The organism is Enterobacter sp. E20, assembly GCF_000801755.2.
GTDB classification, from domain to species: Bacteria; Pseudomonadota; Gammaproteobacteria; order Enterobacterales; family Enterobacteriaceae; genus Enterobacter; species Enterobacter asburiae_B.
The window spans coordinates 1,276,200-1,300,530 of the sequence record NZ_CP012999.1 but is presented as its reverse complement, the minus strand read 5'-3'; the positions used below and the strand labels follow the sequence as shown (position 1 = coordinate 1,300,530).

Annotated in this window: 22 protein-coding genes; 13 read left to right on the top strand and 9 right to left on the bottom strand. The window is 57.1% G+C overall.

Annotated features, from left to right (window positions below):
* The first annotated feature begins 157 nt into the window (after positions 1-157).
* A complete protein-coding gene (locus NI40_RS06025) occupies positions 158-1,441 on the top strand; it encodes a citrate synthase (protein ID WP_023334930.1) in 1,284 nt (427 codons plus the stop codon).
* A 99-nt stretch (positions 1,442-1,540) separates the two neighbouring features.
* Here the strand turns inward: NI40_RS06025 and nei are convergent, their stop codons facing one another.
* The 7 genes from nei to NI40_RS05990 all read right to left on the bottom strand — a co-directional run bounded on the left by nei (position 1,541) and on the right by NI40_RS05990 (position 7,648).
* The gene (gene nei / locus NI40_RS06020; protein WP_039261307.1) at positions 1,541-2,332 is read right to left on the bottom strand and encodes an endonuclease VIII; all 792 of its coding nucleotides are present in this window, start codon (positions 2,330-2,332) and stop codon (positions 1,541-1,543) included.
* Between the two features lie 19 nt (positions 2,333-2,351).
* Positions 2,352-3,092 (bottom strand): 5-oxoprolinase subunit PxpA, encoded by a 741-nt coding sequence (gene pxpA / locus NI40_RS06015; RefSeq protein ID WP_039261305.1) that lies wholly within the window; start codon positions 3,090-3,092, stop codon positions 2,352-2,354.
* The gene (pxpC, locus tag NI40_RS06010; RefSeq protein ID WP_033144949.1) at positions 3,079-4,011 is read right to left on the bottom strand and encodes a 5-oxoprolinase subunit PxpC; all 933 of its coding nucleotides are present in this window, start codon (positions 4,009-4,011) and stop codon (positions 3,079-3,081) included. The genes pxpA and pxpC overlap by 14 nt, the downstream gene beginning before the upstream one ends.
* Positions 4,005-4,661, bottom strand: a complete 657-nt coding sequence (pxpB, locus tag NI40_RS06005) for a 5-oxoprolinase subunit PxpB (protein ID WP_039261304.1) — start codon at positions 4,659-4,661, stop codon at positions 4,005-4,007. Before pxpB ends, pxpC begins: the two co-directional genes overlap by 7 nt.
* Positions 4,662-4,675: 14 nt before the next feature.
* A complete protein-coding gene (locus tag NI40_RS06000; protein WP_023310783.1) occupies positions 4,676-5,419 on the bottom strand; it encodes a type 2 GTP cyclohydrolase I in 744 nt (247 codons plus the stop codon).
* A gap of 10 nt (positions 5,420-5,429) precedes the next feature.
* Positions 5,430-6,842 carry a deoxyribodipyrimidine photo-lyase gene (gene phrB, locus NI40_RS05995; RefSeq protein ID WP_039261303.1) on the bottom strand — a complete coding sequence of 471 codons (1,413 nt, stop codon included), beginning with the start codon at positions 6,840-6,842 and terminating at the stop codon, positions 5,430-5,432.
* Between the two features lie 599 nt (positions 6,843-7,441).
* A complete protein-coding gene (locus NI40_RS05990; protein ID WP_023310781.1) occupies positions 7,442-7,648 on the bottom strand; it encodes a YbfA family protein in 207 nt (68 codons plus the stop codon).
* A 308-nt stretch (positions 7,649-7,956) separates the two neighbouring features.
* Between NI40_RS05990 and kdpF the strand changes: the two genes are divergently transcribed.
* The 9 genes from kdpF (at position 7,957) to potE (ending at position 19,889) form a co-directional block, all read left to right on the top strand.
* On the top strand, positions 7,957-8,046 hold the full coding sequence (gene kdpF, locus NI40_RS22535; RefSeq protein ID WP_014069365.1) for a K(+)-transporting ATPase subunit F: 90 nt from the start codon (positions 7,957-7,959) through the stop codon (positions 8,044-8,046).
* Complete coding sequence (gene kdpA / locus NI40_RS05980) at positions 8,046-9,725, top strand: potassium-transporting ATPase subunit KdpA (protein ID WP_039261302.1); 1,680 nt, start codon at positions 8,046-8,048, stop codon at positions 9,723-9,725. Before kdpF ends, kdpA begins: the two co-directional genes overlap by 1 nt.
* A gap of 18 nt (positions 9,726-9,743) precedes the next feature.
* Positions 9,744-11,792 carry a potassium-transporting ATPase subunit KdpB gene (gene kdpB, locus NI40_RS05975; RefSeq protein WP_039261299.1) on the top strand — a complete coding sequence of 683 codons (2,049 nt, stop codon included), beginning with the start codon at positions 9,744-9,746 and terminating at the stop codon, positions 11,790-11,792.
* 12 nt (positions 11,793-11,804) lie between these two features.
* On the top strand, positions 11,805-12,380 hold the full coding sequence (gene kdpC, locus NI40_RS05970) for a potassium-transporting ATPase subunit KdpC (RefSeq protein ID WP_039261298.1): 576 nt from the start codon (positions 11,805-11,807) through the stop codon (positions 12,378-12,380).
* Positions 12,381-15,068, top strand: a complete 2,688-nt coding sequence (kdpD, locus tag NI40_RS05965) for a two-component system sensor histidine kinase KdpD (RefSeq protein WP_023310777.1) — start codon at positions 12,381-12,383, stop codon at positions 15,066-15,068.
* On the top strand, positions 15,065-15,742 hold the full coding sequence (gene kdpE, locus NI40_RS05960; protein ID WP_008501074.1) for a two-component system response regulator KdpE: 678 nt from the start codon (positions 15,065-15,067) through the stop codon (positions 15,740-15,742). Before kdpD ends, kdpE begins: the two co-directional genes overlap by 4 nt.
* 279 nt (positions 15,743-16,021) lie before the next feature.
* Positions 16,022-16,126: a leader peptide SpeFL gene (speFL, locus tag NI40_RS23580; protein WP_003858645.1), complete on the top strand. Its 105-nt coding sequence runs from the start codon at positions 16,022-16,024 to the stop codon at positions 16,124-16,126.
* Positions 16,127-16,380: 254 nt separating this feature from the next.
* A complete protein-coding gene (speF, locus tag NI40_RS05955) occupies positions 16,381-18,579 on the top strand; it encodes an ornithine decarboxylase SpeF (protein WP_039261294.1) in 2,199 nt (732 codons plus the stop codon).
* Positions 18,576-19,889, top strand: a complete 1,314-nt coding sequence (potE, locus tag NI40_RS05950) for a putrescine-ornithine antiporter (protein ID WP_014831099.1) — start codon at positions 18,576-18,578, stop codon at positions 19,887-19,889. The genes speF and potE overlap by 4 nt, the downstream gene beginning before the upstream one ends.
* A gap of 103 nt (positions 19,890-19,992) precedes the next feature.
* On the opposite strand, the gene pgm is transcribed toward potE, so the two are convergent.
* Both pgm and seqA read right to left on the bottom strand, forming a co-directional pair.
* A complete protein-coding gene (gene pgm / locus NI40_RS05945) occupies positions 19,993-21,633 on the bottom strand; it encodes a phosphoglucomutase (alpha-D-glucose-1,6-bisphosphate-dependent) (protein ID WP_039261290.1) in 1,641 nt (546 codons plus the stop codon).
* 24 nt (positions 21,634-21,657) lie between these two features.
* Positions 21,658-22,206: a replication initiation negative regulator SeqA gene (gene seqA / locus NI40_RS05940; protein WP_039261288.1), complete on the bottom strand. Its 549-nt coding sequence runs from the start codon at positions 22,204-22,206 to the stop codon at positions 21,658-21,660.
* 183 nt (positions 22,207-22,389) lie between these two features.
* On the opposite strand from seqA, the gene ybfF reads away from it, so the two are divergent.
* From ybfF to fldA, 3 genes are all read left to right on the top strand, one after another.
* Positions 22,390-23,163 carry an esterase gene (gene ybfF / locus NI40_RS05935; protein ID WP_039261286.1) on the top strand — a complete coding sequence of 258 codons (774 nt, stop codon included), beginning with the start codon at positions 22,390-22,392 and terminating at the stop codon, positions 23,161-23,163.
* A 128-nt stretch (positions 23,164-23,291) separates the two neighbouring features.
* Positions 23,292-23,579 carry a LexA regulated protein gene (gene ybfE, locus NI40_RS05930; RefSeq protein ID WP_028019455.1) on the top strand — a complete coding sequence of 96 codons (288 nt, stop codon included), beginning with the start codon at positions 23,292-23,294 and terminating at the stop codon, positions 23,577-23,579.
* 155 nt (positions 23,580-23,734) lie between these two features.
* On the top strand, positions 23,735-24,265 hold the full coding sequence (gene fldA, locus NI40_RS05925) for a flavodoxin FldA (RefSeq protein ID WP_008501067.1): 531 nt from the start codon (positions 23,735-23,737) through the stop codon (positions 24,263-24,265).
* Positions 24,266-24,331: the final 66 nt, after the last annotated feature.

Genomic DNA, 24,331 nt, shown 5'->3' with positions numbered 1-24,331 from the left:
TTCATTCGTTTACCTGCAAGGCGCCATAGCTCTGTACCCTGGTTTGTCCTCGTGAGCTGAGCGGTAAGCCAAATAACAATCTGGTAACGGTGATTAACAGCTGAAAGCAAATCCGGTAAAGCGCAGTCTTAAGCATAAGGCGCTAAGGAGACCGTAAATGGCTGATACAAAGGCAACGCTCACCCTAAATGGTGACACTGCTATTGAACTGGATGTGCTAAAAGGCACGCTCGGTCAGGATGTTATTGATATCCGTACGCTGGGCTCTAAAGGTGTATTCACCTTTGACCCTGGATTTACCTCTACCGCATCTTGCGAATCCAAAATCACCTACATTGACGGTGACGAAGGTATCCTGCTCCATCGCGGCTTCCCCATCGATCAGTTAGCCACCGAATCCAACTATCTGGAAGTGTGCTACATCCTGCTGAACGGCGAAAAACCGACGCAGGCGCAGTACGATGAATTCAAAACCACCGTGACCCGTCACACCATGATCCATGAGCAGATTACCCGTCTGTTCCATGCGTTCCGTCGTGACTCTCACCCGATGGCGGTGATGTGCGGGATTACCGGTGCGCTGGCGGCGTTCTACCACGACTCCCTTGACGTGAATAACCCGCGTCACCGCGATATCGCGGCGTTCCGCCTGCTGTCCAAAATGCCTACCATGGCGGCGATGTGTTACAAATACTCCATCGGCCAGCCGTTTGTGTATCCGCGCAACGACCTCTCCTACGCGGGCAACTTCCTGCGCATGATGTTCTCCACGCCGTGCGAAGAGTACGAAGTGAACCCGGTGCTGGAACGCGCGATGGACCGTATTCTGATCCTGCACGCTGACCACGAACAGAACGCCTCTACCTCTACCGTCCGTACCGCGGGCTCTTCAGGCGCGAACCCGTTCGCCTGTATCGCTGCGGGCATCGCCTCCCTGTGGGGACCGGCGCACGGCGGCGCGAACGAAGCGGCACTGAAGATGCTGGAAGAGATCAGCACCGTTGAGCACATTCCTGAGTTCGTGCGTCGTGCGAAAGACAAGAATGACTCCTTCCGCCTGATGGGCTTCGGTCACCGTGTTTACAAAAACTACGACCCGCGCGCTACCGTCATGCGTGAGACCTGCCACGAAGTGCTGAAAGAGCTGGGTACCAAAGATGACCTGCTGGAAGTGGCGATGGAGCTGGAACACATCGCGCTGAACGACCCGTACTTCATCGAGAAGAAACTCTACCCGAACGTCGATTTCTACTCTGGCATTATTCTGAAAGCGATGGGCATTCCGTCTTCCATGTTCACCGTGATCTTCGCCATGGCCCGTACCGTAGGCTGGATTGCGCACTGGAACGAAATGCACAGCGAAGGCATGAAAATCGCCCGTCCTCGTCAGCTGTATACCGGCTACGAGCAGCGTGATTTTAAGTCTGATATCAAGCGCTAACAGAAGTTGGGTGCGGCCTGATGCCCTCACCCCAGCCCTCTCCCACAGGGAGAGGGTGAACACCTTAAAAACGGTAACCCCTGAGTTACCGTTTTACTTTTATTTCTGGCAGTGCGGGCACCAGTAAAAGGGTCTCGAAGAAAGCATAATCCTGTCAATAATCCCGCCGCATCGCTCGCACTTTTTCCCCGCCCGATGAAACACCTTGAACCGGAACAGCGCCCCGTGATGCGTGTTCTCATCCACCACGCCGCGCGTGTTGTACGACAGCCGCGGAATATCCAGCAGCGCGTGGGATAACGCCTCCAGCTGTTCATCGCTCAGCTGAGACGCTTTATGCTGCGGCGCCAGCCCGACTTCCCATAAGATTTCGACCCGCAAATAGTTGCCTAAGCCAGCCAGGAAAGCCTGATCGAGCAATAACCCGGAAAACTGCCGGTTGCGGAATTTAGGGGATAGCAGCCGGGCCTTCACGTCGCTTGCCGTCAGGCGCATGTCCAGCACGTCCGGCCCGACCCGATGCAGGAACGGGTGCGTCAGCAGCTGCTCCGGCGTTAACATTTCGATATCCGACGCGCTATAGAGCAGGATCGCTTTATCCGCCGTTTGCAGCCTGACGCGCAGCACGCGGGTGGTTTGCGGCAGCTCGTCCGCCTCCACCACGCGCCAGACGCCGTAAAGCTGGTTATGGCTATATAACGTCAGGTTATGTGAAAAGTGCGTGAGCAAGGCCTTGCCGCGCGTTTCAATATGGGTCACCGTCTGGCCCACCAGCTGTGATTCAAACGGTTTCAGTTGAGGAAAAGCAAACCAGACATCCGTCAGGGGTTTGCCCTTTATCGCCGCCTCCAGGCTATCCGCCGCGCGGCGGATCTCCGGACCTTCAGGCATTTTTGTGTCCTTATCGTCATTATTCGGCGCTGACGAGGATACCCTCTTCAGAAAACGCTGCCCGCAAGCGGCGCGCGAACTGGAGCGCATGCTCGCCGTCGCCGTGTAAACATACCGTATCGGCCTGAACGTTTGCCGCTGTTCCATCCACGGCGGTCACCCGCCCGGCGCGCACCATCTCCAGCGTCTGCGCCAGCGCTTTGCCTTCATCGGTAATCAGCGCCCCGGCCTGCGTCCTCGGCACCAGGCTGCCGTCCGGCTGGTATCCCCGATCGGCAAACACTTCCTGACGCGTGGTCAGCCCCAGCCGCTGTCCGGCGCGAATCAGCTCGCTTCCCGCCAGACCCACAAGGATCAGCTGCGGGCTGCAGTCCCACACCGCGCGGGCAATGGCGTCCGCCAGATCCGCATCTTTCGCCGCCTGGTTGTAAAGCATGCCGTGCGGCTTCACGTGGCGCATCACGCCGTTCTGGGCGCGCACCATCGCCTCCAGCGCGCCGATCTGGTAGAGCACCTGCGCGTAGACCGTCTCAGGGGGAAGATCCATCGCCGTGCGGCCAAAGTTTTCCCGATCGGGAAAGCTGGGGTGAGCCCCAATCGCGACGCCGTTTTTAATAGCATTACGCACGCTCTCCAGCATGGTTTGGGCATCCCCCGCGTGAAAGCCGCAGGCGATATTGACCGAGGTGACCAGGGTCATCAGTTCCGCATCAGCGCTGCTTCCCTCCCCCAGATCGGCGTTCAAATCAATCTTTACCATCAAGCCTCCACGCCAGCTGCTCGAGATAACGCTGCTGATCCTGCCGCGCTTTTAGCGCCTCCTCCAGCGAACACTGCACGAAGTGAATCGGCTGACCGAGGGGAATTTGCGCCAGATGGTAGCGATCCGCTTCAATGATGCAGGCAATGCGCGGATAACCGCCGGTAGTTTGCGCATCGTTCATTAACACGATGGGCTGACCGTTCCCCGGCACCTGAATAACCCCCGGCAATAAACCGTGGGAGAGCAGTTCCCGGTCCGTCGTGCGGGTCAGCGGCTGACCCTGCAGGCGGTAGCCCATGCGGTTACTCTGCGGGCTGATCTTCCACGGCGCGCGCCAGAAGGACTCTTTAGAAGCCTCGTCGAACTCATGATATTCCGGCCCCGGTAAGGCGCGGATCTGGTTTCCCCACAGCAGCTGTTTTACGCCCTGCGTGGTCGAGAAATGGCGCGCGGAGGCTTTGATTGCCAGCCGATCGCCGTCGCGCAACAAACGTCCTTCGTGACCGCCGATCCCGGCTTTTTGATCGGTACTCGATGAACCTAATACCTCCGGCACGTCGATGCCGCCAGCCACCGCGAGATAGCTACGCACGCCGTGCAGCGGACGTTTGAGCGTCAGGCGCTGCCCGGCTTTCGCCCGCAGCCGCCAGCCGGTCCACACCGCTTTGCCATCCAGCGTCGCATCACACCCTGCGCCGGTTAAGGCAAACCAGGTCTCCTGACCAAACTCAATCACACACTGACCCAGCGTAATTTCTAGCGCCGCCGTGCTGCCTGGGTTGCCCACAAGCAGGTTAGCAATCTCCAGCGAAGGACGGTCAAGCGCACCGCAGTAGCTCACGCCCGACTGGCGAAGACCAAAGCGCCCGGCATCCTGTACGGAGGTGTAAAGCCCGGCGCGAATAAGCGTTAACATACCCCCTCCTTCTGCGGGATAAAGCGAAGGGTATCGCCGGGACGCAGGAGTATTGGCGTCTCCAGCCCGGGTTCAAATAACGGTGTAGCGGTATGCCCAATAAGCTGCCAGCCGCCGGGCGATGTCAGGGGATAAACGCCGGTCTGCTCGCCGCCGATAGCCACCGTTCCCGCCGGCACGCTCACGCGCGGCTCGGCACGGCGTGGCGTATGCAGCCGGGGAGATAACCCGCCCAGATACGGGAATCCGGGCTGAAACCCCAGGAACCAGACCACGTAGTCAACCGAGCTGTGCAGCTCAACAACCTGCTTTTCGGTTAATCCGCAGTGGTCTGCCACCACGCCAAGATCCGGCCCACCCGTACCGCCATAAACGACCGGGATCTCAATGGCGCGCGATTCCGGCTCCAGCGCCTCGCTCTCTTCCCACCAGCGCTGCAAACGCTCAATGGCATCCAGCGCCAGGGTATGCGGGCTACGCAGCACCACGGTGATGTTATTCATCCCCGGAATGGCTTCAACCACCTCCGGTAGTTCGGCCAGACGCTGGGTCAGCCGCCAGATACGCTTTTGCGTGGCAAGCGTCACCGGTGGTTCAAGCTCCAGAACCACGGCGGTTTCACCCAGAAGATAACAACGCGCTCGCTGCACTTAACTACCTCTCGTCAGGCTGGGTTAGGGATATCAATAAAGGTCACATCCAGATCGGTATTTTCCGTCAGCCACTCACTGAGGGCGCGAATGCCGCCGCGCTCGGTGGCATGATGGCCAGCCGCGTAAAAATGCAGCCCCTGTTCACGCGCCGAATGAATGGTCTGCTCGGAAACTTCGCCGGTGATAAAAGCATCGACGCCGAAACGCGCGGCGCTGTCGATAAAGCCCTGACCGCCACCGGTACACCATGCGACACGCTTCACCGTATCCGGACCGGTATCACCGCTCCACAGCGGACGACGGCCCAGGCGCGCTTCAATCCACGAGGCCAGCTCCAGTCCAGGAACCGGCATCGCCAGCTCGCCCCACGGCACCAGCGGCTCAATTTCCCCCATCACGGTAATCCCCAGTAGCTGCGCCAGCTGGACGTTGTTGCCGAGCTCCGGGTGCGCATCCAGCGGCAGATGATAGCCGTACAGGTTGATGTCATTAGCCAGCAGCGTTTTCAGACGATTGCGCTTCATCCCGCGAATAATCGGCGATTCGTTTTTCCAGAAGTAACCGTGATGAACAATCACCGCGTCGGCGTTCTGACGAACGGCCTCGTCCAGCAGCGCCTGGCTTGCCGTCACGCCGGTGATAATTTTTTGCACCGTCTCACGACCTTCAACCTGGAGCCCGTTCGGGCCGTAATCGCTGAAAGAGGTACTGTTCAGTTTTTCGTTAATCAGGCTTTCCAGTTCGCTGTTTTTCATCATCACTCTCTTATGCTTTGCGGGCAGCTTCGTACGCCGCCAGCGTGGCGACACGCGCCTGTTTATGGTCGACAATCGGACGAGGGTAATCCAGCTTTACACGCTGTTTATCCGCCCATGCCCACGGTTCGTGGATCGCTTTAGCAGGTATAGCGTTAAGTTCAGGAACCCAGCGGCGGATAAACTCGCCGTCCGCATCAAATTTTTGCCCCTGCGTGGTCGGATTAAAAATCCGGAAATAGGGCGCGGCATCGGTGCCGGTAGAGGCTGCCCACTGCCAGCCGCCGTTATTCGCGGCGAGATCGCCATCGATCAGCTGAGAGATAAAATAGCGCTCTCCGATACGCCAGTCGATAAGCAGATCCTTCACCAGAAAGCTGGCGGTAATCATCCGCAGGCGGTTATGCATCCACCCCGTCTCGTTAAGCTGACGCATGGCGGCATCGACTATCGGGTAACCCGTCTGCCCGCTTTGCCAGGCTTTAAGCTGCTTATCATTCGATTGCCACTTTACATTATCGGTCCAGCCAATGAAGGGCCGATGCTTACATAAACCTGGATGAAAGGTCATCAGATGACGATAAAACTCGCGCCAGATAAGTTCATTCAGCCAGACAGACCCTGCGCCCCCCTCCAGCGCCTGCGGCTGCTCCGCCAGCAGGCGATGCAAACACTGGCGCGGTGAGATCGCGCCCAGCGCCAGACAGGCCGACAGGCGGCTGGTGCCCTCGATGGCGGGAAAATCCCGACGCGCGTCGTAATATCCCGCGTCCTGCTTGCAGAACTGGCGCAGTTGGGCGATGGCCGATTTCTCATCGGCGGGGAACAGCGTTTTATCAAACGGCTGCTGAGGGTAATCAAACGTCAGCTCAGGCAGAACCTTTATGGCTTCGCCTCGTACGGCAGGCGCGGCAACGCACTCCGGCAGCGCCTCTTTCAGACGTTTGATAAAGGCATTTTTAAACGGCGTAAAAACTTTATACATCTCGTGGTTGCCGGTCACCACGCTGCCCGGCGCCAGCATCACGCTGTCATCAAACCCTTGACAGACCACCCCTTCCAGCATCTTCTCCAGCTGGCGGTCGCGCTGCTGTTCGTTGAATTCGTACTGATAGTTGTAAAAAAGATGCGTGACGTTGTGCTGCTTACATGTCTCCTGCACCGTCTGAAGCTGTGCGGCAAAATCACCCACTTCTTTATAGAGAAGCGGTATGCCTTTCCCGGCAAGCGAGTGCTGCAGATCGTTCAGATACGCCCGGAGCAAAGCCGCCTGCCGGGGGGCCATATCGTGCTGCCGCCACTGCTCGGGCGTGGCCATAAACAGGGCCAGTACGTTAGCGTCTTTGGCGCGGCAGGCTGCCGCAAGGGCGATGTTGTCATGTACGCGCAGGTCCGCGCGAAACCAAACCAGATGGGTGGGCATAAAACTCCAGGCAATTATCCATTATGTCCGTAAGGGCATGCCGTAAAAGGAAAAAGCATGCATTGAACTACTTTGCCATGAAGTGTAGACGGGATGAAATAAAAAAGGCCGCCCGAGGCGGCCTTAGCGCTACTTGTCCTGCGCTATCGTGGTTAACGCGACAAACCCATTAGGTTCATCGCTCTTTACAACGAGTACGCTGGCGACAATGAACGCGATGCAAAAATAGCGTTTCATTATGCGGTCCCTGCTGCTAACCGCTCCACCGTTCACCACCGGTGATAAGGCGGTGGACACAAGCCCGGGTAGGCGGGCTGCTTTACGGCTGTAAGTACACCTTTCCCAGGACCGATGCCCATTTGCGAGATGGCGGAAAGGGACGCAGCATCATAATTAACATCCGCTGCGAAGGTAAGATACTCGAATAAAATTAGGAATTTATAAAGGCTTCGAGGGATTGCCATCTGCTTACAGGAAGGTATGATAAAAACCCCGGGTAGGGGCTGCAAGACCACCCAACGGACCGCGAATCCCGAGGGACAAAAAAACCGCCAACAGTAATGTGGCGGTTTTTTTTATTGCTATGTGTAGTCTTAGTATCAGTAGAAATCGCAGGTCGCTTTCTCGGCCTGATCCATCCACACCGGCTTCTCGCTGGTTTTCGCCCAGACGCGGTGCAGATAGCTGTAAAAACGTGCACGATCTTTCCAGAACAGCATCACCGGCAGAGCCAGCACGCCAGCCACTACGGCGAAAGCGCGGCGCAAGAACACGATATGAGCCGGATACTCTTTATAAAGATCCATATTTTCTCCCCTATAGTTGGCCGGAAACGTCATCCGGAAAATTCAAAATCTGTGACCTGGCTAAAATAATATCGCTTTGTTTGTAATTTTACTACTCATCCGACCACTTATTTTTGCCCATTTAGTGAATATTTACATTCACGCCGTAATTAAGTTACAAAAAAGTTAACAGTTTACTTATCAATAGTTAAATTGTGGGCTTTGCCATTTTTATACTTTTTTTACACCCGCCCTCCCCATTTTTGCGAAATCTTTGCGCCGGAAATCCTACCGTTAGTACAACAACGAAAGTCACCTGGAGGTGGATTGTGAGTGCAGGTCTTATTGCCGGCATCGTGCTGGTGTTCCTGTTATTGGGTTATCTGGTCTATGCCCTGATAAATGCGGAGGCCTTCTGATGGCTGCTCAGGCGTTTCTGCTTATTGCCAGCTTCTTAGTGGTACTGTTCATTCTGGCAAGGCCACTGGGATCGGGACTGGCACGATTGATCAACAACGTTCCTTTGCCCGGCACGGGAAGCGTTGAAAAAGGGATCTGGCGCGTGCTGGGAATAGACGATCGGGAGATGAACTGGCGTCAGTATCTGATCGCCATTCTGCTGCTGAATATCGTTGGGCTCATTGCGCTTTTTGCCATGCTGATGTTGCAGGGCATCCTGCCGCTGAATCCGCAACAGTTACCGGGCCTGTCCTGGCATCTTGCGCTGAACACGGCGGTGAGCTTTGTCACTAACACCAACTGGCAGTCCTACGCCGGTGAAACCACGCTGAGCTATTTCAGCCAGATGGTCGGGTTAACCGTGCAAAACTTCCTCTCGGCCGCCAGCGGTATCGCCGTGATCTTCGCGCTGACGCGTGCGTTTGCGCGTCAGAAAATCAATACCCTGGGTAACGCGTGGGTGGATTTAACCCGAATTACGCTGTGGATCCTGCTGCCAATTGCGCTGCTGATCGCGCTGTTCTTCATCCAGCAGGGCACCCTGCAAAACCTGATGCCTTACGCGCCCTATACCTCGCTGGAAGGTGCAAAACAGCTCCTGCCGATGGGGCCAGTAGCGTCACAGGAAGCCATCAAAATGCTCGGGACGAACGGGGGTGGCTTCTTCAACGCCAACTCGTCGCATCCGTTTGAAAACCCTACCGCACTAACCAATTTTGTGCAGATGCTGGCGATTTTCCTGATCCCCGCCGCGCTCTGCTTCGCCTTTGGTGACGTGGTTAACGATCGACGTCAGGGCCGCACCCTGCTCTGGACGATGTCACTTATCTTTGTGGTCTGCGTGGCGCTGGTGATGTGGGCTGAATGGAGCGGCAACGGCCATTTCATGCAGCTTGGGGCCAACAGCAATATCAATATGGAAGGTAAAGAGAGCCGCTTTGGCATTCTTGCCAGCAGCCTGTATGCGGTAGTCACCACGGCGGCCTCGTGCGGGGCAGTCAACGCCATGCATGATTCCTTTACGGCGCTGGGTGGCATGATCCCGATGTGGCTGATGCAGATTGGCGAAGTCGTCTTTGGCGGCGTGGGCTCGGGTCTTTACGGCATGCTGCTGTTCGTGCTGCTGGCGGTATTTATTGCCGGTTTGATGATTGGCCGCACTCCGGAATATCTCGGTAAAAAAATCGACGTTCGCGAGATGAAATTAACCGCGCTGGCGATTCTGGTCACCCCTGCGCTTGTGCTGCTCGGCACCGCGCTGGCGCTGATGACCGAGGCCGGACGCAGCGGCATCTTTAACCCCGGCATTCACGGTTTTAGCGAAGTGCTGTATGCCGTCTCCTCTGCCGCCAACAACAACGGCAGCGCCTTTGCGGGCTTAAGCGCCAACTCACCGTTCTGGAACTGCCTGCTGGCGTTCTGCATGTTTGTGGGTCGCTTCGGGATCATTGTGCCGGTCATGGCGATTGCCGGATCGCTGGTGAATAAAAAAATCCAGCCGACCACCACCGGGACATTACCAACCCACGGCGCGCTGTTTATCGGCCTGCTGACGGGTACCGTGTTACTGGTCGGCGCCCTGACCTTTATCCCCGCCCTCGCGTTAGGCCCGGTCGCGGAATACCTCTCTTTACGCTGATTTTGCGGAGAAATTGTCATGAGTCGTAAACAACTGGCCCTGTTCGAACCGTCATTAGTTCGCCAGGCGCTCATGGATGCGGTGAAAAAGCTGAGTCCGCGCGTGCAGTGGCACAACCCGGTGATGTTTATTGTCTGGGCGGGAAGCGTGCTGACCACCGCCCTGGCGATTGCCATGGGAACGGGCCACATGCCGGGAAATGCAACGTTTACCGGCGCCATCAGCCTGTGGCTGTGGTTTACCGTGCTGTTCGCCAACTTTGCGGAAGCGCTGGCGGAAGGCCGGAGTAAAGCCCAGGCCAACAGCCTGAAAGGGGTGAAGAAAACCGCCTTCGCGCGCAAGCTGCGTGAACCGAAATACGGCGCGCAGATGGACCACGTTCCGGCGGATGAACTGCGCAAAGGCGATGTGGTGCTGGTGGAAGCCGGTGACATTATCCCTTGCGACGGTGAAGTCATCGAAGGGGGCGCCTCGGTGGATGAAAGCGCCATTACCGGGGAGTCCGCGCCGGTTATCCGTGAGTCCGGCGGCGATTTCGCCTCCGTGACGGGCGGGACGCGCATTCTCTCCGACTGGCTGGTGATCCAGTGTAGCGTTAACCCGGGGGAAACCTTCCTCGACCGGATGATCGCCATGGTGGAAGGCGCCCAGCGCCGTAAAACACCGAACGAGATCGCCCTGACCATCCTGCTGGTGGCCCTGACCATCGTCTTCCTGCTGGCAACCGCGACCCTGTGGCCGTTCTCCGCCTATGGCGGCACCGCGGTCACCATCACGGTGCTGGTGGCGCTGCTGGTCTGCCTGATCCCCACCACCATTGGTGGCCTGCTGTCAGCCATCGGCGTAGCCGGCATGAGCCGTATGCTCGGTGCCAACGTCATCGCCACCAGCGGGCGTGCGGTTGAAGCCGCCGGTGACGTGGACGTCTTACTGCTGGATAAAACCGGGACCATTACCCTCGGTAACCGCCAGGCGTCAGATTTCCTGCCCGCCCCGGGCGTGGATGAAAAAACGCTGGCGGATGCCGCGCAGCTCTCTTCGCTTGCAGATGAAACCCCGGAAGGCCGCAGTATCGTGATCCTCGCCAAGCAGCGCTTTAACCTGCGCCAGCGCGACGTTCAGAGCCTTCACGCTACTTTCGTGCCCTTCACGGCGCAAACCCGCATGAGCGGCATTAACATTCAGGATCGCATGATCCGTAAAGGCTCTGTTGACGCCATCCGTCGCCACATTGAGGCCAACAATGGCCACTTCCCGCCGGAAGTGGACAGCCTGGTCGAAAGCGTGGCCCGTCAGGGGGCAACGCCGCTGGTGGTGGCCGAAGGGGCACACGTGCTGGGGGTGATTGCCCTGAAGGATATCGTCAAAGGCGGCATCAAGGAGCGCTTTGCCCAGCTGCGTAAAATGGGGATCAAAACGGTGATGATCACCGGGGATAACCGTCTTACCGCCGCGGCGATTGCCGCCGAAGCGGGCGTGGATGATTTTCTTTCTGAAGCCACACCGGAAGCAAAACTGGCGCTGATTCGTCAGTATCAGGCGGAAGGCCGTCTGGTGGCGATGACGGGCGACGGTACCAACGATGCCCCTGCCCTGGCGCAGGCCGACGTGGCGGTGGCGATGAACTCCGGTACCCAGGCGGCAAAAGAGGCGGGCAACATGGTCGACCTCGACTCTAACCCGACCAAGCTGATTGAAGTGGTGCACATCGGCAAGCAGATGCTGATGACGCGCGGGTCGCTGACTACGTTCAGTATCGCCAACGACGTGGCGAAATATTTCGCCATCATTCCGGCGGCGTTTGCTGCGACCTACCCGCAATTAAACGCGTTGAACGTGATGCACCTGCACTCTCCGGCATCGGCCATTCTGAGCGCAGTGATCTTTAACGCCCTGATTATTGTCTTCCTGATCCCGCTGGCGCTGAAAGGCGTGAGCTATAAGCCGCTCACCGCCGCCGCCATGCTGCGCCGCAACCTGTGGATTTACGGCCTGGGCGGGCTGGTGGTGCCCTTCATCGGTATCAAGGTTATCGACCTGCTGTTGACGCTGTTCGGCCTGGTTTAAAAGGTGAATCAAATGACGATGTTACGCCCCGCTATACTTCTGTTTATTCTGCTGTCTCTCATTACCGGCGGGCTGTACCCGCTGGTGACCACCGCGCTGGGCCAGTGGTGGTTTAAGGATCGGGCCAACGGCTCGCTGATTATGCAAAACGGTGAAAGCCGCGGTTCACGCCTGATTGGTCAGAACTTTACCGATGCCCGTTACTTCCAGGGGCGCCCTTCCGCCACTGCCGAAAGCCCGTATAATCCGATGGCATCCGGCGGCAGTAACCTGGCGGGCAGCAACCCCGAGCTGGACAAAGCCGTTGCTGAGCGCGTGGCAGCCCTGCGCGCCGCAAATCCGCAGGCAAGCCGTGAGGTGCCCGTAGAGCTGGTTACCGCCTCGGCCAGCGGGCTGGACTACAGCCTGACGCCGGCAGCCGCGGCATGGCAAATCCCGCGCGTCGCCGCGGCCCGTCAGATGACCGTCGAACAGGTTAGCCAGCTGGTTGCAGAGCACACGCAAAAGCCGCTGGTCAGCTTTATCGGCATGCCCGTGGTGAATATTGTTGAGCTGAATCTGGCGCTGGACGCGCTAAGGAAAAACTAAATGACCGACGAGCCCATGCGCCCGGATCCGGACAGGCTGCTTGAACAGACGGCCGAAGCCCATCGCGGCAAACTGAAAATTTTCTTTGGCGCCTGCGCAGGCGTCGGGAAAACCTTCGCCATGCTGACGGAAGCCCAGCGGCTTCGGGCGCAGGGGCTCGATATATTGATAGGCGTGGTAGAAACCCACGGACGCAAAGAGACCGCATCGCTGCTGAAGGGGCTGGCCACCCAGCCGCCCCGCCGTATCAGCCACCGCGGTCGGCTAGTCACCGAATTCGATCTCGATGCCGCCCTCGCCCGCCGTCCCGCCCTTATCCTGATGGACGAACTGGCGCACAGCAATGCGCCAGGCTCACGCCATCCAAAACGCTGGCAGGATGTAGAAGAGCTGCTCGAAGCCGGCATCGATGTTTTCACGACGGTTAACGTTCAGCATCTCGAAAGCCTGAACGACGTGGTCAGCGGCGTGACCGGCATTCAGGTGCGCGAGACGGTGCCCGACCCCTTCTTTGATTCCGCCGATGAAGTGGTGCTGGTTGACCTGCCCCCTGACGATTTGCGCCAGCGCCTGCACGAAGGCAAGGTTTATATTGCCGGCCAGGCCGAGCGCGCCATCGAACATTTCTTCCGTAAAGGCAACCTGATTGCCCTGCGCGAGCTGGCCCTGCGTCGTACTGCCGATCGCGTCGACGATCAGATGCGCGCCTGGCGCGACCTGCAGGGCCAGGAGCGCGTCTGGCATACGCGAGATGCCATCCTGCTGTGCGTAGGCCACGGCAGCGGCAATGAAAAGCTTGTCCGCACCGCCGCGCGCCTGGCGGCCAAATTTGGCAGCGTCTGGCATGCGGTGTATGTCGAAACGCCGCAGCTGCACGCGCTGCCCGAGAACCAGCGCCGCGCGATATTGAGTTCGCTTCGCCTGGCGCAGGAGCTGGGTGCCGAAACCGCCACCCTTTCCGACCCTCAGGAAGATAAAGCCATCCTGCGCTACGCCCGTGAGCACAATCTGGGGAAAATCGTGATTGGCCGTCGCCAGCATCGCCGCTGGTTTAGCCGCGAATCATTTGCCGACAAGCTGGCCCGCCGCGCACCGGATCTGGACCTGGTGATCGTGGCGCTGGATGATAAGCCCACGCCGTTACCCAGCCGCGCGCCGGACAGCCGTGCCTTCAGCGATAAATGGCGCATTCAGCTGCGCGGCTGTCTTGTCGCCGTCGTGCTCTGCGCCCTGATTACCGTGATTGCCAGCCAGTGGCTGATCGCATTTGATGCCGCCAACCTGGTGATGATCTACCTGCTTGGCGTAGTGGTGGTGGCGCTCTTTTACGGGCGCTGGCCGTCGGTACTGGCGACGGTAATTAACGTCATCAGCTTCGATCTGTTCTTTATTGCCCCGCGCGGCACGCTCGCGGTGTCGGACGTGCAGTACATTCTCACCTTCGCGGTGATGCTCACCGTCGGGCTGGTGATCGGGAATCTGACGGCGGGCGTGCGCTACCAGGCGCGTATCGCCCGCTATCGCGAGCAGCGCACGCGCCATCTCTATGAGATGTCGAAATCGCTGGCGGTGGGCCGCACGCCGCTGGATATCGTGCAGACCAGCGAGCAGTTCATTCGCTCGACGTTTCATGCCAGCAACCTGATTTTACTCCCTGACGAACACGGCAAGCTGCGCCCGCTGACGTCGGCCTCAGGCATGACGCCCTGGGACGAAGCCATCGCGCGCTGGAGCTTTGATAAAGGGTTACCTGCGGGCGCAGGGACCGACACCCTGCCCGGCGTGCCCTACCAAATTCTGCCGCTGCGCAGCGCCGATAAAAATCAGGGGCTGGTGATTGTTGAGCCCTCAAACCTGCGCCAGCTGATGATCCCCGAACAGCAGCGGCTGCTGGAGACCTTTACGCTGCTGGTTGCCAGCGCGCTGGAGCGGCTGGCCCTCACCGCCAGCGAAGAGCAGGCCCGGCTGGCGAGCGAGCGTGAAAGCATTCGTAACTCGCTGCTGGCGGCGCTCTCTCACGATCTGCGAACCCCGCTCACCGTCCTGTTTGGTCAGTCAGAAATCCTGACGCTGGACCTGGCGGCCGAAGGCTCTAAACACGCGCTTCAGGCCAGCGAGATCCGCCAGCATGTGCTGAATACCACGCGCCTGGTGAATAACCTGCTCGATATGGCGCGTATCCAGTCAGGCGGTTTTAACCTCAAAAAAGAGTGGCTCACGCTTGAAGAGGTAGTGGGCAGCGCCCTGAAAATGCTCGAACCCGGCCTGGGCGGGCGGCATATTGCGCTGAACATGCCCGAGCCCCTGACCTTAATTCACGTTGATGGTCCGCTGTTTGAACGGGTGCTGATCAACTTGCTGGAAAATGCCGGCAAATATGCGGGCGCCAGCGCGCAAATTGGCGTAGATGCGACGGTGGACGACGGCACGCTTCACCTTGACGTCTGGGATACCGGACCCGGCATTCCAGCCGGGCAGGAGTTGGCTATTTTCGAAAAATTCGCGCGCGGCAATAAGGAGTCTGCCATTCCGGGCGTGGGGCTGGGGCTGGCGATTTGCCAGGCGATCATTGACGTCCATGGCGGGTCCATCTCCGCTGAAAATCGCCCCGAAGGCGGCGCGCGGTTTTGTGTTACACTTCCTCTGGAAACCCCGCCAGAACTTAATGAATTACCAGAGGATTTGTGATCAACGTTCTGATTGTTGAAGATGAGATCGCCATTAGCCGTTTTCTGCGCGCTGCGCTGGAAGGGGACGGTCTGCGCGTTCATGATGCGGGCACGCTTCAACGGGGTTTAATTGAAGCCGCCACCCGCAAGCCGGACCTGGTGATCCTCGATCTTGGCTTGCCGGACGGCGACGGCATCGATTTTATCCGGGAAGTGCGTCAGTGGAGCCAGATGCCGATCCTCGTGCTCTCCGCGCGTACGGAAGAGACGGATAAAATCGCGGCGCTGGATGCCGGGGCGGATGACTATCTAATTAAACCTTTTGGTATCGGCGAGCTTCAGGCTCGCCTTCGCGTGGCGCTGCGTCGCCACAGCGCAACCACGCCTGCTGATCCAACCTACACGTTTGGGGATATCCGGGTTGACCTGGCCGCGCGGCGTATTGTGCGCGGTGAAGAAGAAATCCATCTGACGCCAATAGAATTTCGCCTGCTCGCCGTACTGCTCAACAATCACGGCAAGGTACTCACCCAGCGCCAGCTGTTAAGTCAGGTGTGGGGGCCCAACGCGGTGGAACATAGTCATTATTTACGCATATATATGGGACACCTTCGTCAGAAACTCGAAGTTGACCCCGCTCGCCCTCGCCATTTATTAACTGAAACCGGTATCGGTTATCGGTTTATGCTTTGAATAACTATTCATTTTATTTTTAAATAAAAACGAAATCCCTCAGGCAATATTTCACAAATAACCCACAAATTATTTTTACGGGCTATTTTCGCTCATTTAAAACATTGACAACACAACCTGTTAACGCATCATCAACAAATCAGAATTTTGATCTGCGATATTCATCTAAAACGAATATTTATTTCTGATTTGATCGGTTAACGGTGATCTACCTCACGGTTAATCGCCTTTCCCTGGATAAAATGACCATGCTTTCAATTACTGAAAGGAAAATGAAACATGGAAAACAACAATCGCTTAATGCCCCATATAAGGCGGACAACACATATCATGATGTTTGCCCACCGAAACTGCTTTGACTTTCATCTCTTTAATGCCCGGTAGTCCTTCGACTTCTGGCGCACTCGCTTACAGGTTATCCTGAAACACCTTATTTTACAGGCCATTGCCTGTGAACTCGTGCGCTCATTCATTTTAATTCAGACTCATCCGCACCGGGCGGACTGAATTTCAATCATCAAAAAAGCAATTCACTGATTTTAATCAGCGGCCACCCTTTGCTTTTTTTCCGGAAAATTATCGATTTCTTTCTCGCAAGAAATCGAGGGACGCTTATTACCTAAAATAAAGAGAGAAAGATGAAAAGTTTAAAAATCGCAGCCAGCCGTGCATGTCCGGATTGCTTTACTACCCAGCGTGAACTGGTAGATGTCCGCACCTCTGATTATATTGATGTTGCCGCCATTGTTCTGGCGGTCACGGATATTGCCAGCGGTATCCTGGACGAAATAGAAGCCACCGGTTTTGGCATTCCTGTATTTGTCGCGACGCACAAAGAAGAGTTCATCCCGGCAGACTATTTATCGCGCATTCATGGCGTATTTGAGTATTCAGACACCAGCAACGACTTTTATGGACGCCAGCTGGAAGCGGCAGCCCAGAAGTATGAAACCCAGCTGCGCCCGCCGTTTTTCCGCGCCCTTGTCGACTATGTGAAGCAGGGCAACAGCGCGTTTGACTGCCCGGGGCATCAGGGTGGCCAGTTCTTCCGCCGCCATCCTGCCGGTAATCAGTTTGTCGACTTCTTTGGTGAGACGCTTTTCCGCTCCGACCTGTGTAACGCCGACGTGGCGATGGGCGATCTGCTGATCCACGAAGGCGCACCGTGCATCGCCCAGCAGCATGCGGCAAAAGTCTTTAATGCCGATAAGACCTACTTCGTGCTGAATGGCACCTCGTCATCCAACAAAGTGGTGCTTAACGCCCTGCTCACCCCGGGTGACCTGGTGCTGTTTGACCGTAACAACCACAAATCTAACCATCACGGTGCCCTCCTCCAGGCGGGTGCAACGCCGGTCTATCTGGAAACCGCGCGCAACCCGTACGGCTTTATTGGCGGCATTGACGCCCACTGTTTTGAAGAAAGTTATCTGCGCGAGCTGGTGGCAGAGGTGGCGCCTGGCCGTGCACGCGATGCGCGTCCGTTCCGTCTGGCGGTGATCCAGCTGGGTACCTACGATGGCACCATCTATAACGCCCGTCAGGTGGTTGATAAGATTGGGCACCTGTGTGATTACATCCTGTTTGACTCGGCCTGGGTGGGTTACGAGCAGTTTATTCCGATGATGGCCGACTGCTCTCCGCTGCTGCTGGAGCTGAACGAAAACGATCCGGGGATCCTGGTCACCCAGTCCGTGCATAAACAGCAGGCCGGCTTCTCGCAGACCTCACAAATCCATAAGAAAGACAGCCATATCAAAGGGCAACAGCGCTATGTCCCGCACAAGCGCCTGAATAATGCCTTTATGATGCACGCCTCCACCAGCCCGTTTTATCCGCTGTTCGCTGCGCTGGACATTAACGCCCGTATGCACGAAGGCCAGAGTGGCCGCAACATGTGGATGGATTGCGTGGTGAACGGTATCGAAGCGCGCAAGCTGATCCTGGAGAACTGCCGGTATCTGCGCCCCTTCGTGCCGGAAACGGTGGATGGCCGTCCGTGGGAAAGCTGGGATACGGCGGAAATTGCGACCGATCTGCGCTTCTTCCACTTCGTACCGGGTGAAAACTGGCACGCTTTTGAAGGCTACGCTGAGCATCAGTATTTTATCGACCCGTGCAAGCTCCTGCTGACCACGCCGGGTATTAACGCCCGCACCGGGGAGTATGACGACTTCGGCGTGCCCGCCACTATCCTCGCCAACTTCCTGCGTGAAAACGGCATCGTGCCGGAAAAATGCGATCTCAACTCGATCCTGTTCCTGCTCACGCCTGCGGAAGATATGGGAAAACTGCAGCAGCTGGTGGCGCAGCTGGTGCGCTTCGAAAAACTGCTCGAGAGCGATGTTCCGCTGAAAGACGTCCTGCCATCTCTCTACAAACAGCATCCGGAACGTTACGCGGATTACACCCTGCGCCAGATCTGCCAGGAAATGCATGACCTGTACGCCCGCCACAACGTGAAGCAGTTGCAGAAAGAGATGTTCCGCAAGTCACACTTCCCACGCGTGATGATGAACCCGCAGGACGCGAACTACGCCTATCTGCGCGGTGAAGTTGAACTGGTCTCCCTGCGCGACGCGGAAGGCCGCATCGCCGCCGAAGGCGCCCTTCCTTATCCACCGGGGGTACTGTGCGTAGTTCCAGGGGAAGTCTGGGGCGGTTCCGTGCTGCGCTACTTTGCCGCGCTGGAAGAAGGCATCAACCTGCTGCCGGGCTTCGCGCCGGAGCTGCAGGGTGTGTACGTCGAGGAGTGTGAGGGTCGCAAACAGGTTCGCTGTAACGTCATCAAACAACCCGCCGCTCAGCCCGCGCTGCTGAAAGGAGAGAAATTATGAGTAAGTCCAACAAGATGGGCGTGGTGCAGCTGACCATCCTCACCATGGTGAACATGATGGGCTCCGGGATTATCATGCTGCCCACCAAACTGGCAGAGGTGGGCACCATCTCTATCATCTCCTGGCTGGTGACGGCAGTCGGCTCCATGGCGCTGGCGTGGGCGTTTGCCAAGTGCGGGATGTTCAGCCGTAAGTCAGGCGGCATGGGCGGCTATGCCGAATACGCCTTTGGCAAGTCGGGCAACTTTATGGCCAACTATACCTACGGGGTGTCGCTGCTGATCGCCAACGTGGCGATCGCCATCTCCGCCGTGGGTTACGGTACGGAGCTGTTTGGCGCGACGCTCAGCCCGGTGCAAATTGGGCTGGCGACCATCGGGGTGCTGTGGATCTGTACCGTGGCTAACTTTGGCGGCGCGCGTATCACCGGACAGCTCTCCAGCATCACCGTCTGGGGCGTGATTATCCCGGTTGTCGGCCTGTGCATCATCGGCTGGTTCTGGTTCAGCCCGACACTCTACGCCAACTCCTGGAACCCGCACCATGTGCCGTTCTTTACCGCGGTAGGCTCTTCTATCGCCATGACGCTCTGGGCCTTCCTGGGTCTGGAATCCGCCTGTGCGAACGCGGAAGTGGTAGAGAATCCGGAAAAGAACGTGCCGATTGCGGTCCTCGGCGGCACGCTGGGCGCGGCGGTGATCTATATCGTCTCGACTAACGTGATTGCGGGTATTGTGCCAAACATGGATCTGGCAAACTCTACGGCGCCGTTTGGGCTGGCCTTCGCGCAGATGTTCACGCCTGAGGTCGGGAAAGTGATCATGGGGCTGATGGTGATGTCCTGCTGCGGTTCACTCCTCGGCTGGCAGTTCACCATCGCACAGGTGTTTAAATCCTCGGCTGATGAAGGTTACTTCCCAAAAATCTTCTCCCGCGTGACCAAAGCGGATGCGCCGGTGCAGGGCATGCTGGCGATTGTTATCTTCCAGAGCGGATTGTCGCTGATGACCATTAGCCCGTCGCTGAACAGCCAGTTCAACGTGCTGGTCAATCTGGCGGTGGTGACGAACATCATTCCGTATATCCTGTCGATGGCAGCGCTGGTGATCATTCAGAAGGTGGCGAAGGTGGATCCACGCAAAGCGCGTGCGGCCAATATCGTGGCGCTGATCGGGGCAATCTACAGCTTCTATGCGCTCTACTCATCCGGCCAGGAAGCGATGCTTTATGGAGCGATGGTGACCTTTATGGGCTGGACGCTGTACGGTCTGGTGTCACCACGGTTTGAATTGAAGAACAAGCACAGTTAAGTAAAAGCAAAACGGCAACCCAGGGGTTGCCGTTTTTTGTGTTTTCTCCCTCTCCCTGTGGGATAGGGCTGGGTGAGGGCATCAGCCCGCCCCCGAACATCACTTACGCGTTTTTCAGCACTTCGCTGACAATCTCTACCGCTTCTTTCTCAATCTGCTGACGGTGCTCAGCGCCGAGGAAGCTTTCGCAATAGATTTTGTACGCATCTTCCGTACCGGACGGACGCGCGGCGAACCAGCCGTTCTCGGTCATCACTTTCAGACCACCAATGGATGCGCCGTTGCCCGGTGCCGCCGTCAGACGCGCGGTGATCGGATCGCCCGCCAGAGTGCTTGCGCTGACCATCTCCGGAGAGAGTTTGGACAGGGCCGCTTTCTGAGCTGACGTCGCGCTCGCCTGAATACGGTTATAGCTTGGTGCACCAAAGCGTGCCGCCAGGTCGTTGTAGTGTTCCTGCGGGTTCTTACCGGTGACCGCAGTGATCTCCGCCGCCAGCAGGCACATGATGATGCCGTCTTTATCGGTTGACCATGGCGTGCCGTCGAAACGCAGGAAAGATGCGCCCGCGCTCTCTTCACCGCCGAAGCCGAAGCTGCCGTCGTGCAGACCGTCAACGAACCATTTGAAGCCCACTGGCACTTCCACCAGCTTGCGGCCCAGCGCCTCGACCACGCGGTCGATCATCGCGGAGGAAACCAGCGTTTTACCGACAGCCACCTCTTTGCCCCACTGCGGGCGGTGCTGGAACAGATAGTTAATTGCAACTGCCAGATAGTGGTTCGGGTTCATCAGCCCGGTAGGGGTGACGATACCGTGACGGTCATAATCCGGGTCGTTAGCAAACGCCAGATCGAATTTATCACGCAGCGCCAGCAGGCCCGCCATAGCGCACTCGGAGGAGCAGTCCATGCGGATCGCGCCGTCTTTGTCCAGGTGCATAAAGCGGAAGGTCTGATCGACGTGATCGTTCACGATGGTCAGATCCAGCTTGTAGTGCTCGGCGATACGTTTCCAGTATTCGATACCGGAGCCGCCCAGCGGATCCACGCCCAGCTTCAGGCCGGCTTTCTGGATGGCCGCCATATCGACGATATCCGCCAGCCCTTCCACGAACGGCTGAACCAGATCCTGCTCCTTCACGTGACCGGACGCCATGGCAGCATCCAGAGAAATGCGCTTCACGCCTTTCAGACCGTCAGCCAGCAGCGCGTTCGCACGATCTTCCACCACTTTGGTGACGTTAGTGTCGGCCGGGCCACCGTTAGGCGGGTTGTATTTGATACCACCGTCTTCCGGCGGGTTGTGGGATGGCGTGATAACGATACCGTCCGCCAGCGCGCCACCTTTTTTGTTGTGCACCAGGATGGCATTAGAGACCGCAGGCGTTGGGGTGAAGCCATTGTTCTCCTGAACAATCACATCGACGCCGTTTGCCGCCAGCACTTCCACAACAGAGATGAACGCCGGTTCAGACAGGGCATGAGTATCTTTCCCCACGTAGCACGGACCGGTAACGCCGTTTTTAGCGCGCTCTTCCGCAATGGCCTGAGCAATGGCCAGAATGTGCGGTTCGTTAAAGCTGTGGCGCGCCGCGCTGCCGCGGTGACCAGATGTACCAAACTTCACTGCGTGTTCTGCGTTGCCCACGACCGGTTTCAGCACGTAATACTGCGCGGTCAGCTGAGCGACGTTAATCAAATCGCTTTGTTGTGCAGGTTGGCCTGCACGGCTGTGATTTGCCATTACCGGGTCCTTCTGATGCAAGGGTTAAATTGTACCGCAAACCTTTTCAATCAATTCCGCCGGGAACTGCATGGACTGCATGATGTGTTCAATCATGCTGCACTTGCGGCCCGTATTGGTATTGGTGATCACCCAGTACGGGGTGCCAGGAACATGTTTGGGTTTGGTTTGATTGCCATTTTGCAGCAGCGTCTGCTCGTCGCCCGCGAAGTAGACGCGAGTACGGCCGTGAAGCGACTCGGTCGCTTCAGCAAACGCTTTGTTATCCAGTGAGTAAAGTGTAGACAGCACCAGCATAAAGCGGTTAACCGCCTTTTTCTGCTCCGCGTATTCATCGGAGAGCAGCAGCTCGCGCATCGCGCGCACTTTATCTTTTGCCGGCGTCACGACAGGTTTTACTTGTGCAACAACGCTCGGCTGAGACACGACATCTTTGGTGACTGGGGTAGCAGGCTGTGAAGCGGCGGAAATTTTAAGCATGCGCCGTAAAATGTCGGACGCGCTCTCCCCGATATGCCGCGTCTGGCTGGCAATATACTGATAGAGTTCGTCATCAACTTCGATTGTTTTCATCTTAATCCAGTGCGATATCTTATCTGAATACAAGTCATTGGGATTATAAGGTCAAATCCCAACAGCGGATAGCGTCAAACCAGGTTGGCAGCAAAAGTCAGATTAAACTGGAACCTTGCAGCCGGGCGGCAGAATGGTCAACATGATACCCTAACCTGACATACGTAAAAAAAGAACTTTGCCATGAAATTGAATACCCGAGCGCAAACTGCACAATCGCCGAACAATAATTCTCCCATCGTACTGGTTCACGGGCTTTTTGGCAGTCTGGATAACCTGGGCGTGCTGGCGCGCGATCTGGTTACCGACCACGATATTTTACAGGTCGATATGCGCAATCATGGTCTTTCCGGGCGTTCCGACGAGATGACCTACGCGGCGATGGCGCAGGATCTGCTGGATACGCTGGATGCCAACGATCTGCAAAAGGTGACCCTCATCGGGCATTCAATGGGTGGCAAAGCGGTGATGGCCCTGACGGCACTGGCCCCGGACCGTATTAGCGGCCTGGTGGTAATTGACGTCGCGCCCGTGGATTATGACGTCCGCCGTCACGACGAGATTTTTGCCGCCATCAATGCGGTCACAGAAGCGGGTGTCGCGACGCGCCAGCAGGCGGCTGCCGTCATGCGTGAGCATCTTGATGAAGAAGGCGTCGTGCAGTTCCTGCTGAAGTCGTTTGTTGACGGGCAATGGCGTTTTAACGTGCCGGTACTCTGGGAGCAGTACAATAACATCGTGGGCTGGGAAACCGTCCCCGCCTGGCCATACCCTACTCTCTTTATTCGCGGCGGAAACTCACCTTACGTTACCGACGCGTACCGCGACACGCTGCTGGCCCAATTCCCCCAGGCTCGCGCCCACGTGATTGCCGGTGCCGGGCACTGGGTGCATGCGGAAAAACCGGATGCTGTGCTGCGCGCCATTCGCCGCTATCTTGCTGATACTGCAAATTGATTAAAAAGAAAGCGACTGGAAGGCTGCGGGCTTCCAGTCGTTGGCGTGCCGTTTTTGGTGATGTATGATGGCGCGCTTATCGCCCGGGCATTAGCAGGGCGGCGTGTTTCCCCCGAAGTCTCAGAATCATGGCCAAAGAACAAACGGACCGTACGACACTAGATCTGTTCGCGAATGAGCGTCGCCCGGGACGACCCAAGACGAATCCGCTTTCGCGCGATGAACAGCTGCGTATCAATAAACGCAACCAGCTTAAACGCGATAAAAATCGTGGGCTTAAGCGTGTCGAACTGAAGCTTAACGCCGACGCCGTTGACGCGCTGAACGAGCTGGCTGACGCGCGAAATATCAGCCGCAGCGAGCTCATTGAAGAGATGTTGCTCGTCCAGCTTGAGACGTTACGCAGCCAGGCATAAGTCTGAAAATCCCCTTTCTCACCCTTTTCATGTAGCACAGAGTGCAGTCCTGCGCGATAGCTGTTTCCGCAGGGTTGCCAGTTCTGCTATTATTGCCCTTATCCGTGGCCGAATTGCGCCACCATACTATTAAGTTTCAAGAGGTTATTTTACTCATGGCAATCATCGGCATTTTCTTTGGCAGTGATACCGGCAATACCGAAAATATCGCAAAAAACATTCAAAAACAGCTCGGTAAAGACGTTGCTGATGTGCATGACATCGCCAAGAGCAGCAAAGAAGATCTGGAAGGCTATGACATTCTGCTGCTGGGTATCCCAACCTGGTACTACGGTGAAGCCCAATGCGACTGGGATGATTTCTTCCCGACGCTGGAAGAAGTGGACTTCAACGGTAAGCTGGTCGCCCTGTTTGGCTGTGGCGATCAGGAAGACTACGCCGAATACTTCTGTGACGCACTGGGCACCATCCGCGATATCATTGAGCCGAACGGCGCGGTTATCGTAGGCCACTGGCCGACCGCCGGTTACCACTTCGAAGCGTCTAAAGGCCTGGCCGATGACGATCATTTCGTAGGCCTGGCCATCGACGAAGATCGTCAGCCAGAACTGACCGCAGAGCGCGTTGAGAAATGGGTGAAGCAGATCCGTGAGGAACTGCACCTGGATGATATTCTGAACGCCTGATTTTATCGCGGCGCAACTGCGGTTGCGCCCATGCTCCAGGTCAAACCGATTAAATTAATCGCTACA